Raw genomic sequence first — 18,072 nt, 5'->3', positions numbered from 1 at the left:
CCACGCGCCCAGAACCAGTATCCGATTACCGAAGCTTTGAGAACATGGTTAGATCAAGGCACGGACCGGACTGAGATCAGCCTTCGCAGAGTTCCCTGCCATGGACGACAAGATGCCCACGCGCCGGCGCACCGGCGACCTGACCACCGGCCCGATCCCGCGCACGCTGCTGCTGTTCGCCTTGCCGGTGCTCGGCTCCAACGTGCTGCAGTCGCTCAACGGCTCGATCAACGCCGTCTGGGTTGGCCGTTTTCTCGGCGAATCGGCGCTGACGGCCACCTCCAACGCCAACCTCGTCCTGTTCCTCATCCTCGGCACGGTGTTCGGCATCGGCATGGCGGCCACCATCCTGGTGGCACAGTCGGTCGGCGCCCGCGATCTGCCCGAGGCGCGCCGCATCGTCGGCACCAGCGCCACCTTCTTCTTCCTCGTCTCGGTGGTGTTCGCGGTCTGCGGCTGGATATGGGTCGACGCCATCCTTAACACGCTCAGCACTCCGGCCGATGCCTTGCCGCTGGCGCGCTCCTATCTGCGTATCATCTTCGTCGCCGTGCCGATGACGAACCTTTTGTCCTTCGTCATGACCGTGCTGCGCGGCGCCGGCGATTCACGCACGCCCTTTTTCTTCATGGCGCTCGCCGTCGTCCTCGACATCGTACTCAACCCGTTGCTCATCCGTGGCATCGGGCCATTCCCGGAACTCGGCATCGCCGGCTCCGCCACCGCGACGCTGATCGGTCAGACGGTCAGCGTGATCGCCATTCTGATCGTGCTCTATGTGCGCAAGCACCCGTTGCGGCTGGCCGGCGCGAACCTTGCTCTGCTGCGGCCCGACCCCTCCTTGCTGCGCATCATCGTCTTCAAGGGCGTGCCGATGGGCCTGCAGATGATCGTCGTCTCGGTAGCGGCACTGACGGTGATGGGCATCGTCAACTCCTACGGTTCGCAGGTCGCCGCCGCCTACGGCATCGCCGCGCAGCTTTGGACCTACATCCAGATGCCGGCGCTCGCCATCGGTGCGGCGGTCTCCTCGATGGCGGCGCAGAATGTCGGTGCCGGCCGCTGGGACCGGATCGGCCGCATCGCCGCCTCCGGTGTCGGCTTCAATCTGGTGCTGACCGGCGCATTGGTTGCCGTGCTTTGGCTTTTCGACCGTTCGGTGCTGAGCCTGTTCCTGAGCAGCGACAGCGCTGCGATCGACATCGCTGCCCACATCAACAATGTCGCGTCATGGTCGTTCATCCTGTTCGGCATCACCATCGTGCTGTTCGCCACCGTGCGCGCCACTGGCGCGGTGATGCCGCCGCTGATCATCCTGGTGATTTCGGTGCTGGTCGTGCGCACCGGCTTTGCCTATTTCATGCGCCGCGTGATCGGCGAGGAAGCGCTGTGGTGGAGTTTCCCGGCCGGCTCGATCACCTCGCTGGTGCTGGCCGCCGCCTACTACCGCTTCGGCCGCTGGCGCACCATGCACATGATCGAGGACAGGCCGGCCGCCGGCGAGCCGCCGGATACCGGCCTTGGCGTGCCGCGCCAGCGCGCGAATATGGCGCCCGAGACGCCGAACGGCTGACAGACCGGCGATACCTCCGCAGTTCGCCGGCAACGGTGGCGAATTGATCTTCTTCCACCCGAACCGCACCGATCCGTCCCGTCGTCAGAGGTGGTCGCCCAGCCACATGGCGGGTAGCCGCCCGTCCCACCATCGCGTAGATATCGTCGATAGAGGGGGAGGACTCATGGGCAAAGGCAGGGTCGAAGCATTCACCGACGGCGTGGTCGCCATCATCATCACCATCATGGTGCTCGAGCTGAAAGTGCCGCATGGCGAGGATGTTTCCGCCCTCTTGCCGTTGTGGCCGATCTTCTTCAGCTATGTGCTGTCCTTCATCAACGTCGGCATCTACTGGAACAATCTGCACAACATGTTCCACACGGTGCAGCGCGTCGACGGCCGCGTGCTGTGGGCGAACCTCAATCTTTTATTCTGGCTGTCGCTGATGCCGGTGACGACGGCCTTCGTGGGCGAGAACCACTTCGCACCGGTGCCGGTCGCCGTCTATGGCATCGATCTCGTGCTATGCGCCGTCGCCTATACGATACTGGCCGCAGCACTGCATCGCCTGCACGGCAACGAGACCGCCTTTGCCAAGGCGCTGGGCAATGACCGCAAGGGCAAGATCTCGCTGACCCTCTACATCGCAGGCGTCCTGCTGACCTTCGTCAGTCAGTGGATCGGCGTCGCGCTTTATGTGCTGGTTGCGATGATCTGGTTTGTGCCGGATAGGCGCTTCGCCCGGGTGATCGAAAAATAGCGCTTTTTGTCTGACGCAATTCCTGGGGAAAGCGCTACGCGCTTTTCCCGGGAAAACCGCTTCACACTTTTCCTGGAATTGCTTTACTTGCGCATCGCTTTCAGCTTTTCCGCCACCGAGGCGGCAAGGTCGGCATAGCGCTCCTCCAGCCGTTCCGCCGCCTTGATGATCGAGAAATCATGGCCGAATTTCTCCAGTGCCATGCGCAGCTTCTCGACGAACTCGGCTTGTTTCTCGAGGGCGGAAAAGAGCGTTTTCACCTGCGCTTCGCTGATGTCGGGGTTGGCCAGCATCTCCGGCACGTCGCGGCTCATCTGATCGCCGGTGGCGGTCTGTTCCTTCAGAATTGCGACCCAGTCCGTCAATCAGGAAATCTCCATTTCTCACGGCAAAAGTCTCCTTTTGCCGTGGCAACATGCGCAGCCTCGGCCGGGCTGGTCAACCCGGGCCAATGCATGCCGCCCGAATGGGTGCAGCGGCTTTGGGACGACGACATGCATGAAACAAGGCCTGAAGCGCGCCACATAAATCGCTTCGAACCCGATGCGCTTTACGCGCAGTGAGGCTTGCGCTGGCCCGTTCCAGCGCTAAGTTCTGCGCCATCGAAAGAAGGACCCCATCGCCCATGATCACCGACGCCGAAATCCAGACCGCCCTGCCCGCGTTTGGCCCGGGCAACACCGCCGTCATCACCGGCGCCGCCAGCGGTATTGGTCTTGCGGCCGCCAAGCGGCTTGCATTGATGGGCATGAAGATCGTGCTGGCAGACATCGGCAGCGCACGCCTTGACGACGCCTCCCGCGCCGTTTCCGCGATTGCGGGCGAGGATGCCGTGCTTGCCGTTGCCGCCGACGTTTCGAACGCGGACGAAGTGCACCGTCTCGCCGAAAGAGCGTTCGGCGCCTTCGGCGACGTGTCGCTGCTGATGAACAATGCCGGCGTTGGCAACAACCCCGGAAAGCCCTGGGAAAACCGCGATGCCTGGAGGCGGCTTCTGGACATCAATTTCTGGGGCGTCGTGCATGGCGTCGAGGCCTTCGCGCCGCGCATGCTGGCCTCGGCCAAGCCCGGCCTGATCGTCAACACCGGCTCCAAGCAAGGCATCACCACGCCGCCCGGCAACCTCGCCTACAATGTCTCCAAGGCTGGCGTGAAGACCTACACGGAAGGCTTGGCACACGCGCTGCGCAACGAACCCGGCGCCCATCTCGCCGCCCATCTGCTGATCCCCGGCTTCACCTTTACCGGCCTCACCGAGGGCGCGACGGAAAAACCGGCTGGCGCCTGGAGCGGCGAACAGGTCATTGATTTCATGCTGGAATCCCTGACCAGGGGCGATTTCTACATCCTGTGCCCGGACAATGAGGCGGCGCGGCCGCTGGATGAAAAGCGCATGGCCTGGGCGATCGGCGACATCATCGAGAACCGTCCGGCTCTGTCGCGCTGGCATCCGGACTACAAGGAGAATTTCGCGGCGTTCATGAAGCAATGAGCATGACCGCACGGTTGATCCCGAACTAAACCGCGGACGCTTCAGGCCGCGTGCTTTTTCGGCCCGCGCTTCTGCGCCACAGCCTTCTTTGCCGCCATGGCGGCAATCTTCTCGTCATGCCGCCTGGCCGCACGCTCGCATTTGTCACGGATCTCCTCGACCTCCGATTCGGTCAGATGTTCGATGCCGATGAAGTTGTTGTGGCCCTCGCTGACGCGGATCAGCTCGTCGAGCTTGGCCTGGATCGCCGCGCCGTCGCGGTTCTGGGTGTTCTGGATGAGAAAGACCATCAGGAAGGTGATGATGGTCGTGCCGGTGTTGATGACGAGCTGCCAGGTGTCCGAAAAGCCGAAGAACGGCCCGGTCACCGCCCAAACGACGACGATCAGGCAGCAGGCGGCAAATGTCAGCGGCAGGCCGGTGACGTGGGCGACCCAGTTGGCGATCTTGGTGAAAAGCTTTTCCATGTGTCGAAATCCCTCAACGCAGCGGCGTGATGAGAAACAACCGGCGACCGCTTCAGGTTCCCGGCGCAAACAAATACGTCAGGCGCAATTGGCTACACGCATAAAGAGAACAAGGCGGAAAACACGCCTTATGGCTTCAATGCCACAATAGCGGCACAGGCAAGAGTGCCTGTTCCTTCCGCTACCCAGCGGGTTATCTCCAGCCCCTTCCGCCGCGCCACCCCCGCATGGCGGAAGGGGTTTCAGTCCGGTCAGATGGCGTCGTTTTCCCAGCGGTCGAGGAACGCCTCGATCGGCAATGCCTGCATGTCGGGAACTGCCCTGGCGAGCTTTTCGACCGGCCAGTCCCACCACGCGAGCGCTTCGATCCGAGCCGCGACAGTGGCCTGAAAGCGTGATCTGAGCGGTCTGGCCGGCACCCCGGCGACGATGGCGTAGGACGGTACGTCATGCGTCACCACCGCATTGGCGCCGATGACGGCGCCATTGCCGATGGTGACCCCGGGCATGATCACCGCGCCGTGGCCGATCCAGACATCATGGCCGATGGTCACGACTTTCGCCTGCCGCCGCTCGCGGAATGCGGCGTCGACGCCCAGCCAGCGAAAATACTCGTTCGGCCGGTAACTGACCTTGTGCTGGGTCAGCCGCTCGATGGGATGCTCCAGCGCGTTGATGCGGCTGTTTGTGGCTATCGAACAGAATTTGCCAATCGTCGTGTAGATCGCTTCGGCGTGGCGCTCGAAATAGGAGAAGTCGCCGACGGTCACTTCTCGCAGCACCACCCGCTCGCCGATCGAGGCATAGCGGCCGAGCTTGCAGGCCTTCAGTTCCGCAGTCGGATGGATGCGCGGCTCGGAATCCTTCGGGACGAGATTTTCGGAACGGTCCATGCGGGCGGCTTTACCCCTAGGCGGTTGGTCCCGCAAGCGGGACCAACCCTCCGTAAGCTCGGTTCCAGCCGACCCACCTATTTCGGCTTGCCGCTCGTCCACACCACGTTCTGGCCGTAGAGCGGCACGGTGGTGACCGACATCTTGGCCGAGCCGTTCTGCACCTGGCGTGAATGCGACAGGTAGATCAGCGTCTCGTTGGCCTTGTCGTAGATGCGGTTCACCACCTGCTTCTTCCAGATCAGGCTGATGCCTTGCTTGAACACTTCCTCGCCGCCTTCGCTCATATCGATGTCGCCGATGGTGATTGGGCCGGTCTGGCGGCAGGAGATCGAGGAGTCGGACGGATCCTCGAACCAGTTGCCCTTGTGCAGGCGGTCGATGATGCCGCGATCGAAATAGGCGACGTGACAGGTGACGCCCTCCACCTTCGGATCCTTGATCGCCTCGACGATGATGTCGTTGCCCAGCCAGTCGACACCGACCTTGCCGACTTCATCGGCGACGGCCGTGCCAGCGCCAAAGACAACGCACGCGGCCAACGCGCCGCCGATCAGTTTTCGCCCAATCAGTCCCTGCAACATAGCCTCCTGCGGTTCGAGTTGCCGGTCACAGGTGGGGCGAGCAGCCCGGCTTTGCAAGCGGATACGTCGACCCCATATGCGGTTGCGGCAACGCGGCACTTTGCCTGGGCGGGGTCGAACCGCTAAGACTGTCGTGCTGGCGCGGCATGTGGCCGGCGCTCCCGATGATTCTGCGGACGGACCTTACTGATGATGCGTTCTATTCTGGTCGGCATTCTCGTCCTGATGGCGGCCGGCATCGGCTGGCTGACCTTCGACTGGTACCGTGGCCACTATGGCGGCGAGCCCTTCGGCGCCGCCTTCACGCTGGTCGACCAGAAAGGCGCGCCGATCACCGAGGCCGCGTTCAGGGGCCAGCCCAGCGTCGTCTTCTTCGGCTTCACCCATTGCCCCGAAGTCTGCCCGACCACGCTGTTCGAACTGGCGGGCTGGCTGAAGACGCTCGGCAACGACGGCAAGAACCTGCATGCCTATTTCGTCTCGGTCGATCCGGAGCGCGACACGCCCGATGTGATGAACGCCTATGTCAGCAATTTCTCCGACCGCATCGTCGGCATCACCGGGGATCCGGACAAGGTCCATGCCATGGCCAAATCGTTCGGCATCTACTGGAAGAAAGTCGACACCGGCGACGGCGACTATACGATGGACCATACCGCCTCGGTGCTGCTGCTCAACGCCAAGGGCGACTTTGCCGGCACCATCGCCTATGGCGAAAGCGCTGACACGGCCGTCGCCAAGTTGAAGCGACTGGCCGCGGGCGCATGATCCCGAACCGAAGGACGGCGTCAGCGAAAAGTGGGAACCGGTTTTCGAACAAGATCATGCTCGAGCAAGACACATAATCGATGACCCAGACACGGCTTCATTTCATCACCGGAAAGCTTGAATCCATCAGCATTTTCGCGGCGTTCGAGGCGGCCTTCGAGGATGAAGGCCTGCCGATCGCCGTGCTGGAGGTCGATGAGGATCGCGATATCTACGAAGTGTCGCTCTATGCCGATGGCGACGTCGATGCCGTCGAGACGCGGGCCAAGGACATCCTTGCCGGCCTTTCCATTGCGAGGTCGATCGGCCGCGAGGCCTTACCCGACATCGACTGGGTGGCGCGTTCACTTGAGGGCTTGAAGCCGGTGCGCGCCGGCCGTTTCTTCGTCCACGGCGCGCATGACCGCAGGAAGCGCCACAGCGGCGAACTCGCCATCGAGATCGAGGCGGGCCTTGCCTTCGGCACCGGCCACCACGGCACCACCGCCGGCTGCCTCGAAATGCTGGAAAAGGTCATGCGCCGCGAGCACCCGCGCAATGCGCTCGACCTCGGCACCGGCAGCGCGGTGCTGGCCATCGCCGTTGCCAAGCTGGCGCACATTCCGGTACTGGCCACCGACATCGATCCGGTGGCGGTGAGAGTGGCTGCCGCCAACGCACGACTCAACAACGTCAAGGCACTGGTGGAGACGGTGACCGCGCCGGGCTTTCACCACCCGATCTTTGGCAAGCGCGCGCCCTTCGATCTTATCGTCGCCAACATATTGGCGCGGCCGCTGATGCGGCTTGCACCGCAAATGGCCGCTCACATCGCACTGGGCGGCTCGATCGTGCTGTCAGGCATCCTCGAGCGCCAGCGCGACGCTGTCGTCTCGGCCTATGTCGGCCAGAACTTCCGCCACGTGCGCACCTTGCACCGCGAGGGTTGGGTGACGATCCACCTCAAGCATTGAGGCAGACGAGCCGGCAACGACCCAAGCTGGACCAAGGCCAGCCGGTTGTCAGTCAAGCGATGCTGTAGCAGGTTGCGCCAGCCGACAATCGATTTCGATTTTCAAGCCCGTGCGCTACGGTCGCGCGGAATTCAGGGAGGCCACAATGTTCCAGACCTTCGATTCCGCGGGCGATCCGGCAGTCGGCAAGCCGCGCGTCGCGCTGTTGCGCCAATGGCTGGCGGCCAACGGGCTGGACGGCTTCATCGTGCCGCGCGCCGACGAACATCAGGGGGAATATGTCGCCGATCGCTCGGCGCGGCTGAAATGGCTGACCGGTTTCAGCGGCTCGGCCGGTGTCGCCATCGTGCTGCGCGACCGCGCCTTCGTCTTTGTCGACGGGCGCTACACGCTGCAGGTGCGTCACGAGGTCGATCTCGACATCTTTTCGATCGAAAGCCTGGTCGACAACCCGCCAGCCGTCTGGCTGAGAGACGCCATCGGCAAGGGCGCGCGGCTCGGCATTGACCCGTGGCTGCACACGATCAGCGAGGTCAAGGCGCTGCAGGCTTCGGCTGACAAGACCGGCGCGGTGCTCGTGCCGCTCGACAAGAACCCGATCGACCTCATCTGGACGGACCAGCCCGAGGCGCCGGTTTCGCCGGTCGAGCTCCACCCGATCGGCTTTGCCGGCGAACTCGCCAAGGACAAGCTGGCGCGGCTGGCAACGGCGATCACCAAGGACGGCGCCACCCATGCGGTGCTGACCGACCCTTCCTCCATCGCCTGGGCCTTCAACATCCGCGGCGGCGACGTGCCGCATACACCGCTGGCGCTCGGCTTTGCCATCCTCGCCGCCGACGGATCGCACCAGCTGTTCATGAACCGGCGCAAATTCTCGCGCCAGGTCGAGGCCTATCTCACGCAGCTCGCCGAGCCGCATGAGCCCGGCGAATTCGAAGCGGCGATCGTGGCCCTTGCCAAGGGTAGCGCGAAGATCGCGCTCGACCCGGTGCTGGCGGCCGACAGGCTGCGCATGCTGGTCGAGGACAATGGCGGCACCGTGATTGCCGCAGCCGACCCTGCCCGCATTCCACGCGCCACCAAGAACCAGGCCGAGATCAACGGTTCCCGCGCCGCGCATCGCCGCGATGGCGCCGCGGTGGCCAAGCTCTTGTGCTGGCTGGAGCGCCAAAAACCCGGCTCGCTCGACGAGATCGCCGTCGTCACCAGGCTGGAAGAGACGCGCCGGAAGACGGGCGAGGAAACCCAGATGCCTCTGCGCGACATCTCCTTCGACACCATTTCCGGTGCCGGGCCGAATGGCGCCATCATGCATTACCGTGTGTCGCGCGCCACCAGCCGCAAGCTGCAGGCCGGCGAATTGTTCCTGCTCGATTCCGGCGGCCAGTATCAGGACGGCACCACCGACATCACCCGCACCGTGCCGATCGGCCAACCGACCGAGGAAATGCGCGAACGCTTCACGCTGGTGCTGAAGGGCATGATCGGCATTTCAACGCTGCGCTTCCCCGCCGGCACACGCGGCTCGGAAATCGACGCCGTCGCCCGCATGGCGCTGTGGAAGCACGGCTGCGACTTCGCGCACGGCACCGGCCACGGCGTCGGCTCGTACCTGGCCGTGCATGAGGGACCGCAGCGCATCGCCCGCACCGGCACTGAAAAGCTGCTCGAAGGCATGATGCTGTCCAACGAGCCCGGCTACTACAAGGAAGGCTCCTACGGCATCCGCATCGAGAACCTGATCCTGGTGACGCCGGCGGAAGAGGTCGAGGGCGGCGACATCGCCATGCACGGCTTCGAGACGCTGACGCTGGCGCCGATCGACATCCGCCTGGTGCGCACCGATCTGCTGACGCGCGACGAATTGCACTGGCTCGACGCCTACCATGCCCGCGTGCTGGCTGAGATCGGACCGATGCTCGACGGCGAAACGCTGGCCTGGCTGGAAAAGGCCACCGCGCCGCTGCCGCATGATGCGAAGATCTGACGATTGGCGAAAGCTTCAAAGCAGGCGTGTTTCTCCCCGTTCTACGGGGAGAAATGCCCGGCAGGGCAATGAGGGGCAGCGCCGACGTTCGACACGATCGCGCCGGTGAAACTACCCGACGAACTGCCGCGCCAGTATCAACACCGCTGCGCCCGCCAGAAACATAGACATCAGCCCGCCGCGCAACGAAACCACGGCGGTGACGACCAATGCCGCCCATTCTGCCGGTCCGGCGTTCAGCAGCTCCGGCGCGACCAGCGTCGTCAGCACCGCCGCCGGCACGGCATTGAGGCCGGCCTCGACGCGCGGATGGATGTTTTCGAAACGGGAGATCACCAGATGCCCGCCGATGCGCGTCAGGTAGGTCGCGATCGCACCGGCGATGATGATCCAGAATGTCGTGCTCATGGCCGTGCCTTCACGCCGCTGTGGTGGGGAGGCAGGACGACGGCGAGCAGCACCCCGGCAATTGCGCCGATCGAGACGTGCCAGGGCGAGCCGACGGTCTTGTAGGCGATGATCGAGGCGGCAGCGCTGGCAATGACCACCGGCAGCCACAGCGGCCGCTTGCGAAAGCCCAGGACAAGGCCGAGAAAATAGATAGGCAGCAGGAAATCGATGCCCAGCGCATGCGTGTCGGGGATCAGCTTGCCGAACACCGCGCCTAGCGCGCTTTCAATCACCCAGAACACATAGACCGGCAGGCCGAGTCCGAGATACCAGGCGAAGCCGACCGTCTGGCCGGATTGCGCCCTCGCCTCGGCCACCGCGAACTGCGGATCGGTGAGGATGAAATAGCCGAGCGCCTGCTCGATGATGGGCCAGTGCGCGATGCGCCGGCCGATGCCTGCCGAATAGAGCACATGGCGGAAATTGACGGCGAAGATCGACAGCACGATCAGCCATGGCGCTACATGCTGGCCGAACAGCTGGATGCCAACCATCTGGCTGGCGCCCCCGAAGACCAGCGCGCTCATCAGAAAGGCTTCGACGACCGAGAAGCCATTGTCGACGGCGAGTGCGCCGAACAGCACCGCAAACGGCGCCGACGCCACCACGACAGGCATCGAGAGCCGCACGCCCTGCCAGAAATCGCTCCTTGCGCCGCTCTCGGAGATTGCGTCCGTCGCCATCAACCACTCCCTTGCGAAGGGCGGTATGTAGGTGGCGCAGCCCGGTCTGTCACACGAATTCGCTTGAGCCAAATGATCAGCGGAAATGATCGTCGTGATACCTTGTCGCAGGCTAGGCGGCGAGGACTTTGCCCTCGACCGCCCTGCCCCAGTCAAGCAGCGGCCTGGCGCGCAAGGTGAAATCGACGAGCTCATCGACCAACGCCGGACCATGGATCCCCGCCGGATCAATCACATGCTGGACGACAAAATGCCGGTTGCGGATGGCGTCGGCTAGATCGGGTTCGCTGATCTGCTCGAAGCCGCGTGGCGTACGCTTCATGCGGCCTTCCGTCTCGAGTTCAAGGCCGTTCTTCTTCAGCGCCTTTGCCATGGCGCGAAACTTGTCAGGCTGCGTCGCGATGGCTTTGCGCATCGCCAGCAGCAGCGCCGGCTCCGGCTGCCACCAGGCGACGTCGGCAAAGCAGCCCTCAAGCCCGACATGAACATAGAACACGCCCTGCACCATCTTGGTGCCGTCGGGCGACAGGATCGCCGACAGGTGCCGGTTATAGGGCCGCTTGTCCTTGGCGAAGCGCACATCGCGGTTGATGCGGAACAGCGACTTCTTGCGATCCCCGCGCAGGCCGAGCCCAGCTTGCGTGAAACGCTCCGTGAGCGCTTCGACCAGATCGCCGAAGGGGTCGCGCAACTCCTTTTCGAACAAGGCGCGGTTTTCCAGGAACCACTCCCGGCTCTGATGGAAATCCAGCGCCTTCAGGAACGGAATGGCCTTCAGCCCGAAACCCTTGAATGCACCTTCCATCATTCCTTGCCGATCCGCACCAGCCAGGCGTCCTCGTCGATCACTTCGACGCCGAGCTCGCTGGCAAGCTTGAGCTTGGAGCCGGCACCCGGCCCGGCGACCACCAGATCCGTCTTGGCCGAAACAGAACCCGCGACCTTCGCGCCGAGGCGTTCGGCCATCGCCTTGGCTTCGGGGCGGGTCATCTTTTCCAGCGTGCCTGTGAACACGATCGTCTTGCCGGCCACCGCGCTGTCAGCCGAGATGGTCACGATATAAGGCTTCGGCTTGACCTGTTTGAGCAGCGCGTCCAGCACGTCGTCGTTGCGTTCATTGCCGAAGAAGTCGCGCAGCGCATCGATGACTGTGTCGCCGATGCCGTTGACCGATGGGAAAACGGTGTGTGGATCGTCGGCCGCCGCTGTCTCCTTGCCGACGCGGATCAGTTCCTCGATGGTCGAGAAGGTTTTGGCAAGCACCGCGGCCGTGGTTTCGCCGATATGGCGGATGCCGAGCGCGAAGATGAAGCGGTCCAGTTCCGGTTCGCGGCGCGAGTCGATGGCAGCAAACAGTTTGTCGAGGCCTTCGTAATTGCGATCCTCGACGCTGCGCACATTCTTGCGCGTCTTGCCCGATGCCGCCTCGCGCTGCCTGGCCTGCTCCTCACGCCGCTCGGCCAGCGCCTTGGTGACGGCGGGGCGGCGATCCCTGAGCGTGAAGATATCGGCGGCTGTCTTGATCAATCCCGCGTTGAAGAAAGTGTCTATGTTCTCGGCGCCCAGGCCTTCGATGTCCAAGGCACCGCGTGACACGAAGTGCCGCAATCCCTCCACCGCCTGCGCGGGGCAGATCAGTTCGCCGGTGCAGCGTCGACGGGAATCTTCCTTGCCGGTCTTCTCGTTGATCTCGCGCGTCGCCGGCGAGCCGCAGATCGGACAGGTGTGGGGGAATTCGTATGGCACGGCGTCGGGTGGACGCTTGTCGATGACGACGCTGACGATCTGCGGAATGACATCCCCTGCCCGCTGGATCACCACCGTATCGCCGATGCGCACGTCGATGCCGTCGCGGATCGGCTGGCCTGTGCTGTCCAGGCCCTTGATGTAGTCCTCATTGTGCAGCGTGACGTTTTCAACCACGACGCCGCCGACCGTGACCGGCGCTAGCCGCGCAACCGGCGCCAGCGTGCCGGTGCGGCCGACCTGGATGTCGATCTTCTGCACGGTCGTCATCGCCTGTTCGGCGGGGAATTTATGCGCAACCGCCCAGCGCGGCTCACCAGTGACGAAACCCCATCTGCGCTGCAGTTCCAACTGGTCGACCTTGTAGACGACCCCGTCAATGTCGTAGCCCAACGAGGAGCGCTGCTCCTCAATCCGATGATAATGCGCGATCAGCTCCTCGGCCGACTTCGCCCGCACCATCAGCGGGCTGATCGCGAAACCCCAATCCTTGAACTTCTGCACAGCGCCGTACTGGGTCGGAGCGGGATCCTCAGACGTATAGCCCCAGGCATAGGCGAAGAATTTGAGGTTGCGGCTGGCGGTGACGGATGGATCCTTCTGGCGCAGGGAACCGGCCGCCGTGTTGCGCGGATTGACGTAGTCCTGGCCGCCAACCGCCGCCGAGCGTTGCTTCAGCGCCTCGAATTCCGCGTAGGTCATATAGACCTCGCCGCGTATCTCGATGATTTCTGGCCAGCCCGAGCCCTTCAGCTTCGCGGGGATGTCGGCGATCGTCCTGAGATTGGCGGTGATGTCCTCGCCGACGGCACCGTCGCCACGCGTTGCGCCCTGCACGAACACGCCGCTTTCATAACGCAGCGAAGCCGACAGACCGTCGATCTTCGGCTCGGCCGTGAAGGCGATGTCGAGATCCTTGTCGCGATCGAAGAACCGCCGGCCGCGTTCGATGAAGTCGGCGACATCCTCGTCCGTATAGGCCTTGGCGAGGCTGAGCATCGGCACCGCATGGCGCACCTTGGCGAAGCCTTCCGCCGGCGCCGCGCCGACCCTGCGCGACGGCGAATCCTCGCGCACCAGCGCCGGAAAGCGCTCCTCGATGGCAAGATTGCGCCGTGTCAGTGCATCATATTCCGCATCGGAGATTATCGGCGCATCCTCGGTATGGTAGCGCCGGTCATGCTCGGCGATCTCTTCCGCCAGGCGCTTCAGCTCGGCTTCGGCTTCGCCGTTTGTCAGGGCATCGACTGGTTTTTCGGACATGGTTTCAGACCCGGCTCATAGATGTATGCCACCCAAAAATGCGCAGCGGTTTTGGGACAACGACACGCATAGCAACAAAGACCCAGAGCACGTCGCGCAAATCCGATTCGACGCGACGCGCTTTGGTGGTCCGCGACCATAGATCAGCTTTCGGATTCAAGGGAGCAAAATTCTGATAAAACCGCGCCGAAACAGCGGGATGGCGCCACAAGCTGACTCTGTTGCGAAGCCGGAATTTTTGCCGGCCTGGCGAACCGTGCATCGTCAGGACGCGGCGGTGTTCTCGCGCAGCAGCCGCTCGGCGGCGGCGCGAGCCTCGTCGGTGATGGTGGCGCCGGCCAGCATGCGCGCGATCTCTTCCTGCCGCGCCGGCCGGTCCATCTCGGCAATGCCGGTCGCGACGCGGTCGGTGCTGCCCGACTTGGAGATCAGGAAATGCGTCGCCGCACGCGCCGCTACCTGCGGCGCATGCGTGACCGACAGCACTTGGACGCGCTTCGACAATCGCGCCAGCCGCTGGCCGATGGCGTCGGCGACCGCGCCGCCCACGCCGGTGTCGATTTCATCGAAAACCAGCGTCGGCGCCGAGCCACGGTCGGCCAGCGCCACCTTCAGCGCCAACAGGAAGCGCGACAGCTCACCGCCGGAAGCGACCTTCATCATCGGCCCGGGTCGTGTGCCTGGATTGGTGCGCACCCAGAATTCGATCTGGTCGATGCCTTCTTCCATGCGGCCCTCGGCCTCGCTCTTCATCTCGACGATGAAGGCGGCGCGTTCGAGCTTTAGAGCCGGCAACTCGGCCATGACCGCCTTGGTCAGGCCGACCGCCGCCGCATGGCGCAGCGAGGACAACTGTGCGGCGGCAATGTCATAGGTCTCGCGCGCCGCGGCCGCCTGCTTTTCCAGCCCGTGCAAGCGTTCCTCGCCGGCATCGAGATCGGCGAGATCGGCCGACATCGTGTCGCGCAATTGCGCCAGGTCGTCGACGGCGACAATGTGCTTGCGCGAAGCGGCGCGCAGCGAAAACAACCGCTCCTCCGCCTTCTCCAGCCGTTGCGGATCATATTCGGTGGCGCGCAGTGCGGCCTCGACGCCCGATTGCGCGGCGTCGAGCGACAGCATCGCCTCGTCGAGCGACTTGACCACGTCGTCGAGCAGGCCTGGCGCCTCCGTCACCTTGCGCTGCAGCCGTCTGAGCAGGCTCGCCAGTTGCGGCAAGGGCGAGGACGGACCGGACAGCACATCTTGCGCGTCGTGGATTTCGGAAGCGATCTTCTCCGCCCGCATCATCGATGCGCGCAGCTCTGCGAGATCGGTCTCCTCGCCCGGCTGCGGATCGAGCTTCGTCAGTTCCGCCACCGCCGCACGCAGATAGTCGGCCTCGCGCGCGGCCGCCGCCACCTTGGCGCTGTGGCGGGAAAGCTCCTGCTCGCAGGCGCGCCAGTGCCGCCATGCCTCGCCGGTCGAGCGCACAGCGCCGAGATGGCCACCGAAGGCGTCGAGTACATCGCGATGCGCACCGGGATCGACCAAAGCGCGTTCGTCGTGCTGGCCATGGATTTCGACCAGCGCGCGGCCGACATCGCGCATCAGGGTGACGCTCGAGGGTTGATCGTTGACGAAGACGCGGGTGCGGCCATCGGCCGTTTGCAGGCGGCGCAGGATGATATCGCCGTCATCGTCGATGGCGTTTTCGGCAAGCAGTGTGCGGGCCGGATGGTTACGCGGCACGTCGAAGACGGCGATCACCTGGCCCTGCGCCGCGCCATGGCGTACCAGCGACGCGTCGCCGCGCGCACCGAGCGCCAGCGACAGGGCATCGAGCAGGATGGATTTGCCGGCGCCGGTTTCACCGGTCAGCACGGAAAGACCCGGCTGAAAGTCGATATCCAGCTTCTCGATCAGGACGATATCGCGGATCGACAGTCTGGAAAGCATCAGAACCCGGACCTATTGCATGTCGCCCAAAAGTGGACCCGGTTTTGGGATAACGACATGCACAAAAACAAAGGATTAAAGCGCGACGCGCTCTAAAGCGGCACGCGACCATCTGGAGTCGCAGCGCCGCACTATCTTTTTGTTTGAGCGCCGGATCAATCCGAAAAAGCGCTGCGCGCGCTTCGGTCCAATGCTCTGGGGTCAGGCACCGCCGGTGATCATCTTCCCGGCCTTGGATATCCACGAGCCGGCATTCTCGCGCGGCGCAAGCCCGTTGCTCTGCAGCAGCTTGTAGGAATCCTTGTACCACGAACTGTCGGGGTAGTTGGTGCCGAGCACCGCGGCGGCGGTCTGTGCCTCCGAGGTCAGCCCCATCGCGTAGTAGCTTTCGGTCAGGCGGGCGAGCGCCTCCTCGACATGGCGCGTGTTGGAATAGTTCTCCACCACGGTGCGGAAGCGCTTGACGGCGGCGATGTATTCGCGGCGCTCAAGATAATAGCGGCCGATCTGCATTTCCTTGCCGGCCAATTGGTCGTTGGCGAAGCGCATCTTTTCCTTGGCGTCGTCGACATATTCCGATGTCGGCCAGCGCGTCACCAGGTCCTGCATCGTCTGAAGGGTCTGGCGCGCTTCCTTCTGGTCCTGCGTCACGTCCTTGATCTGGCGATAGTAGCTCAAGCCGATGATGTACTGCGCGTAGGCGGCGTCATCGGTCGACGGATAGAGCGTGAGATAGCGCTTGGCCGAGCCGATCGCCTCGTCGTAATTGCCCTGTCGATAGTCGGCGAAAGCGCCCATCACCATCGATTTGCGGGCGAATTCCGAATAGGGATGCTGGCGATCGACGGCATCGAATTTGCGGCTCGCCTCCTGCAGGCGCCCGGCGTTCAGATTGGCAAGGCCTTGATTGTAGAGAACATCGGCCGGCTCGGTCTGGTCGACATAGGTCGACAGGTCGATATCTTTCTCCGACGACATGCAGGCTGACAGGAAGAGCGATGGAACAACCACCGAAAGCGCCAGGAAAACAGCCCGCTGCGGCGCTTTCGATTGACCAACTCGCTTGAAGAACATGATTGGATTCCGCCCTTTCGGCGTTATTTCAATGCGTGTTGCATGCCGTGGTCCCAAACTTGATCCCCACTTTTGAGCGACATGCCCTAATCGACGTCAGCAGCCATAAACCATAACCGCCTTGCCCGGCAACGCTATCGCCGGCCAATCGCACATTTTTGTGGCGGTCGGACGCGGCTTGAAAATCCGTGCAATTTCACCAACAGGTGATGCATTCGTGCAACACCTCTATCGGCCATGGAATCCGAAAAAGTTAAGTAAATCAGATCATCCAGGGCGCGTAGAGCGGCGCGTTGACGGCGTTCATCTCGGCGCTGCGGCCACGCTCGCGGCGTGTCGTCTCGACGATCTCGAATGCCGTGCGATCCGACAGCAGGCGGCGCAGCGCGGCGGCATTCATCCTGTGCCCGCCGCGATAGGAACGGAAGCAGCCGATGAAACGGGCGCCGGCCAGCGCCAGGTCGCCCATGGCGTCAAGCGTCTTGTGGCGAACGAATTCGTTGGGATAACGCAGGCCGCCCATGTTGATGACGCGGTTGTCGTCACCGATCACCAGCGAATTCTCCAGCGAGGAGCCGAGCGCATAGCCGGCGGCCCACAGCCGCTCGACATCCTTCATGAAGCCGAAGGTGCGGGCGCGCGCAAGGTCGCGGCGGAAAATATCGGCGTTGAGGTCCGACGCAAACAACTGCCGGCCGATTGCCGGGCTTTCGAAGTCGATCTCGATCTCGAAACGGGTGCCGTCGTAAGGCTTGAACTCCGCCCACGAGGCGCCGTTCTCGATGCGAACCGGCTTGATGACCCTGATATAACGGCGCTTGACCGACAGCGTCTCGACGCCGGCCTGGTCGATGGCTTCGACGAACGCCATGGCGCTGCCGTCGAAGATGGGAACCTCGGAACCGTCGATCTCGATGGCGACATTGTCGATGCCGAGCCCGAACAGCGCCGCCATGATGTGCTCTACCGTGGCGATGTGCTCGCCAGCGGGATCACCAAGCATGGTGCACAGGTCTGTGGCGCCGACTTCGGAAACCAGGGCGCGGACCTCACGGCCCTGCTCGGCGCCGTTCAAAAGCTGGAACACGATACCGGTATCGGCATCTGCCGGCATGAAGCTGATGGAAACTTCCTTGCCGCTGTGGACGCCGGTGCCGGTAAGCGACGCGCGCGTCTTCACTGTCGTCTGATAGTCGTGCAAGACAATCCCCATAAGCCCGCAATGCCTAAGGTCCGCTTCTCCAGCCCGAGGGCGCGGCTCTTGTTGAAATCGGCAGGCAGGGCGACTTCCCCCGAAATCCTGACAAACCGACTATGGTGGCCGGAAGATAATGTCGCGGGTTGGAGACTCCAAATCACGGTTTCTTACTCTTTGTAACCGCGAGCCGGATTCAGTTGAGCTTGATAAGTCATTGAAATCTCATCATTTCAAACGTTAACAGGCAAGCAATTTCTT

17 protein-coding genes are annotated in these 18,072 nt (G+C 63.3%); 6 read left to right on the top strand and 11 right to left on the bottom strand.

The window, feature by feature from the left end; genetic code table 11:
* The first annotated feature begins 100 nt into the window (after positions 1 to 100).
* Positions 101 to 1,573, top strand: a complete 1,473-nt coding sequence (locus AC0ZT5_RS09750) for an MATE family efflux transporter (protein WP_488496276.1) — start codon at positions 101 to 103, stop codon at positions 1,571 to 1,573.
* A gap of 166 nt (positions 1,574 to 1,739) precedes the next feature.
* A complete protein-coding gene (locus AC0ZT5_RS09745) occupies positions 1,740 to 2,315 on the top strand; it encodes a TMEM175 family protein (RefSeq protein WP_488496275.1) in 576 nt (191 codons plus the stop codon).
* Between the two features lie 83 nt (positions 2,316 to 2,398).
* On the opposite strand, the gene AC0ZT5_RS09740 is transcribed toward AC0ZT5_RS09745, so the two are convergent.
* Positions 2,399 to 2,680 carry a hypothetical protein gene (locus AC0ZT5_RS09740; protein WP_488496274.1) on the bottom strand — a complete coding sequence of 94 codons (282 nt, stop codon included), beginning with the start codon at positions 2,678 to 2,680 and terminating at the stop codon, positions 2,399 to 2,401.
* 260 nt (positions 2,681 to 2,940) lie between these two features.
* On the opposite strand from AC0ZT5_RS09740, the gene AC0ZT5_RS09735 reads away from it, so the two are divergent.
* Positions 2,941 to 3,807, top strand: a complete 867-nt coding sequence (locus tag AC0ZT5_RS09735) for an SDR family NAD(P)-dependent oxidoreductase (RefSeq protein WP_488496273.1) — start codon at positions 2,941 to 2,943, stop codon at positions 3,805 to 3,807.
* A gap of 41 nt (positions 3,808 to 3,848) precedes the next feature.
* Here AC0ZT5_RS09735 and AC0ZT5_RS09730 read toward each other — a convergent pair whose 3' ends face one another.
* The 3 genes from AC0ZT5_RS09730 to AC0ZT5_RS09720 all read right to left on the bottom strand — a co-directional run bounded on the left by AC0ZT5_RS09730 (position 3,849) and on the right by AC0ZT5_RS09720 (position 5,751).
* Positions 3,849 to 4,274, bottom strand: a complete 426-nt coding sequence (locus tag AC0ZT5_RS09730; protein WP_457151469.1) for a low affinity iron permease family protein — start codon at positions 4,272 to 4,274, stop codon at positions 3,849 to 3,851.
* A 251-nt stretch (positions 4,275 to 4,525) separates the two neighbouring features.
* The gene (locus tag AC0ZT5_RS09725) at positions 4,526 to 5,167 is read right to left on the bottom strand and encodes a DapH/DapD/GlmU-related protein (RefSeq protein ID WP_488496272.1); all 642 of its coding nucleotides are present in this window, start codon (positions 5,165 to 5,167) and stop codon (positions 4,526 to 4,528) included.
* Positions 5,168 to 5,244: 77 nt separating this feature from the next.
* Positions 5,245 to 5,751: a CreA family protein gene (locus AC0ZT5_RS09720; RefSeq protein ID WP_477286900.1), complete on the bottom strand. Its 507-nt coding sequence runs from the start codon at positions 5,749 to 5,751 to the stop codon at positions 5,245 to 5,247.
* Between the two features lie 189 nt (positions 5,752 to 5,940).
* On the opposite strand from AC0ZT5_RS09720, the gene AC0ZT5_RS09715 reads away from it, so the two are divergent.
* From AC0ZT5_RS09715 to AC0ZT5_RS09705, 3 genes are all read left to right on the top strand, one after another.
* Positions 5,941 to 6,519: an SCO family protein gene (locus tag AC0ZT5_RS09715; RefSeq protein WP_488496271.1), complete on the top strand. Its 579-nt coding sequence runs from the start codon at positions 5,941 to 5,943 to the stop codon at positions 6,517 to 6,519.
* A gap of 80 nt (positions 6,520 to 6,599) precedes the next feature.
* Positions 6,600 to 7,472: a 50S ribosomal protein L11 methyltransferase gene (locus AC0ZT5_RS09710; RefSeq protein ID WP_488496270.1), complete on the top strand. Its 873-nt coding sequence runs from the start codon at positions 6,600 to 6,602 to the stop codon at positions 7,470 to 7,472.
* A gap of 145 nt (positions 7,473 to 7,617) precedes the next feature.
* The gene (locus AC0ZT5_RS09705) at positions 7,618 to 9,462 is read left to right on the top strand and encodes an aminopeptidase P family protein (protein ID WP_488496269.1); all 1,845 of its coding nucleotides are present in this window, start codon (positions 7,618 to 7,620) and stop codon (positions 9,460 to 9,462) included.
* A gap of 111 nt (positions 9,463 to 9,573) precedes the next feature.
* Here AC0ZT5_RS09705 and AC0ZT5_RS09700 read toward each other — a convergent pair whose 3' ends face one another.
* From AC0ZT5_RS09700 to lpxC, 7 genes are all read right to left on the bottom strand, one after another.
* Positions 9,574 to 9,870 (bottom strand): AzlD family protein, encoded by a 297-nt coding sequence (locus tag AC0ZT5_RS09700; RefSeq protein ID WP_184874906.1) that lies wholly within the window; start codon positions 9,868 to 9,870, stop codon positions 9,574 to 9,576.
* Positions 9,867 to 10,595 (bottom strand): AzlC family ABC transporter permease, encoded by a 729-nt coding sequence (locus AC0ZT5_RS09695; protein ID WP_488496268.1) that lies wholly within the window; start codon positions 10,593 to 10,595, stop codon positions 9,867 to 9,869. The genes AC0ZT5_RS09700 and AC0ZT5_RS09695 overlap by 4 nt, the downstream gene beginning before the upstream one ends.
* A gap of 112 nt (positions 10,596 to 10,707) precedes the next feature.
* Positions 10,708 to 11,400: a DUF2461 domain-containing protein gene (locus AC0ZT5_RS09690; RefSeq protein WP_488496444.1), complete on the bottom strand. Its 693-nt coding sequence runs from the start codon at positions 11,398 to 11,400 to the stop codon at positions 10,708 to 10,710.
* Positions 11,400 to 13,604, bottom strand: a complete 2,205-nt coding sequence (gene ligA, locus AC0ZT5_RS09685) for an NAD-dependent DNA ligase LigA (RefSeq protein WP_488496267.1) — start codon at positions 13,602 to 13,604, stop codon at positions 11,400 to 11,402. Before ligA ends, AC0ZT5_RS09690 begins: the two co-directional genes overlap by 1 nt.
* A gap of 264 nt (positions 13,605 to 13,868) precedes the next feature.
* Positions 13,869 to 15,542 (bottom strand): DNA repair protein RecN, encoded by a 1,674-nt coding sequence (recN, locus tag AC0ZT5_RS09680; RefSeq protein WP_488496266.1) that lies wholly within the window; start codon positions 15,540 to 15,542, stop codon positions 13,869 to 13,871.
* Positions 15,543 to 15,743: 201 nt separating this feature from the next.
* Positions 15,744 to 16,616, bottom strand: coding sequence for an outer membrane protein assembly factor BamD (locus tag AC0ZT5_RS09675; RefSeq protein WP_095086961.1), 873 nt, complete (start codon positions 16,614 to 16,616; stop codon positions 15,744 to 15,746).
* Positions 16,617 to 16,878: 262 nt separating this feature from the next.
* Complete coding sequence (gene lpxC, locus AC0ZT5_RS09670; protein ID WP_488496265.1) at positions 16,879 to 17,829, bottom strand: UDP-3-O-acyl-N-acetylglucosamine deacetylase; 951 nt, start codon at positions 17,827 to 17,829, stop codon at positions 16,879 to 16,881.
* Positions 17,830 to 18,072: the final 243 nt, after the last annotated feature.

Source organism: Mesorhizobium sp. CNPSo 4670, from assembly GCF_057784235.1.
This window is presented reverse-complemented; position numbering and strand designations above follow the sequence as displayed.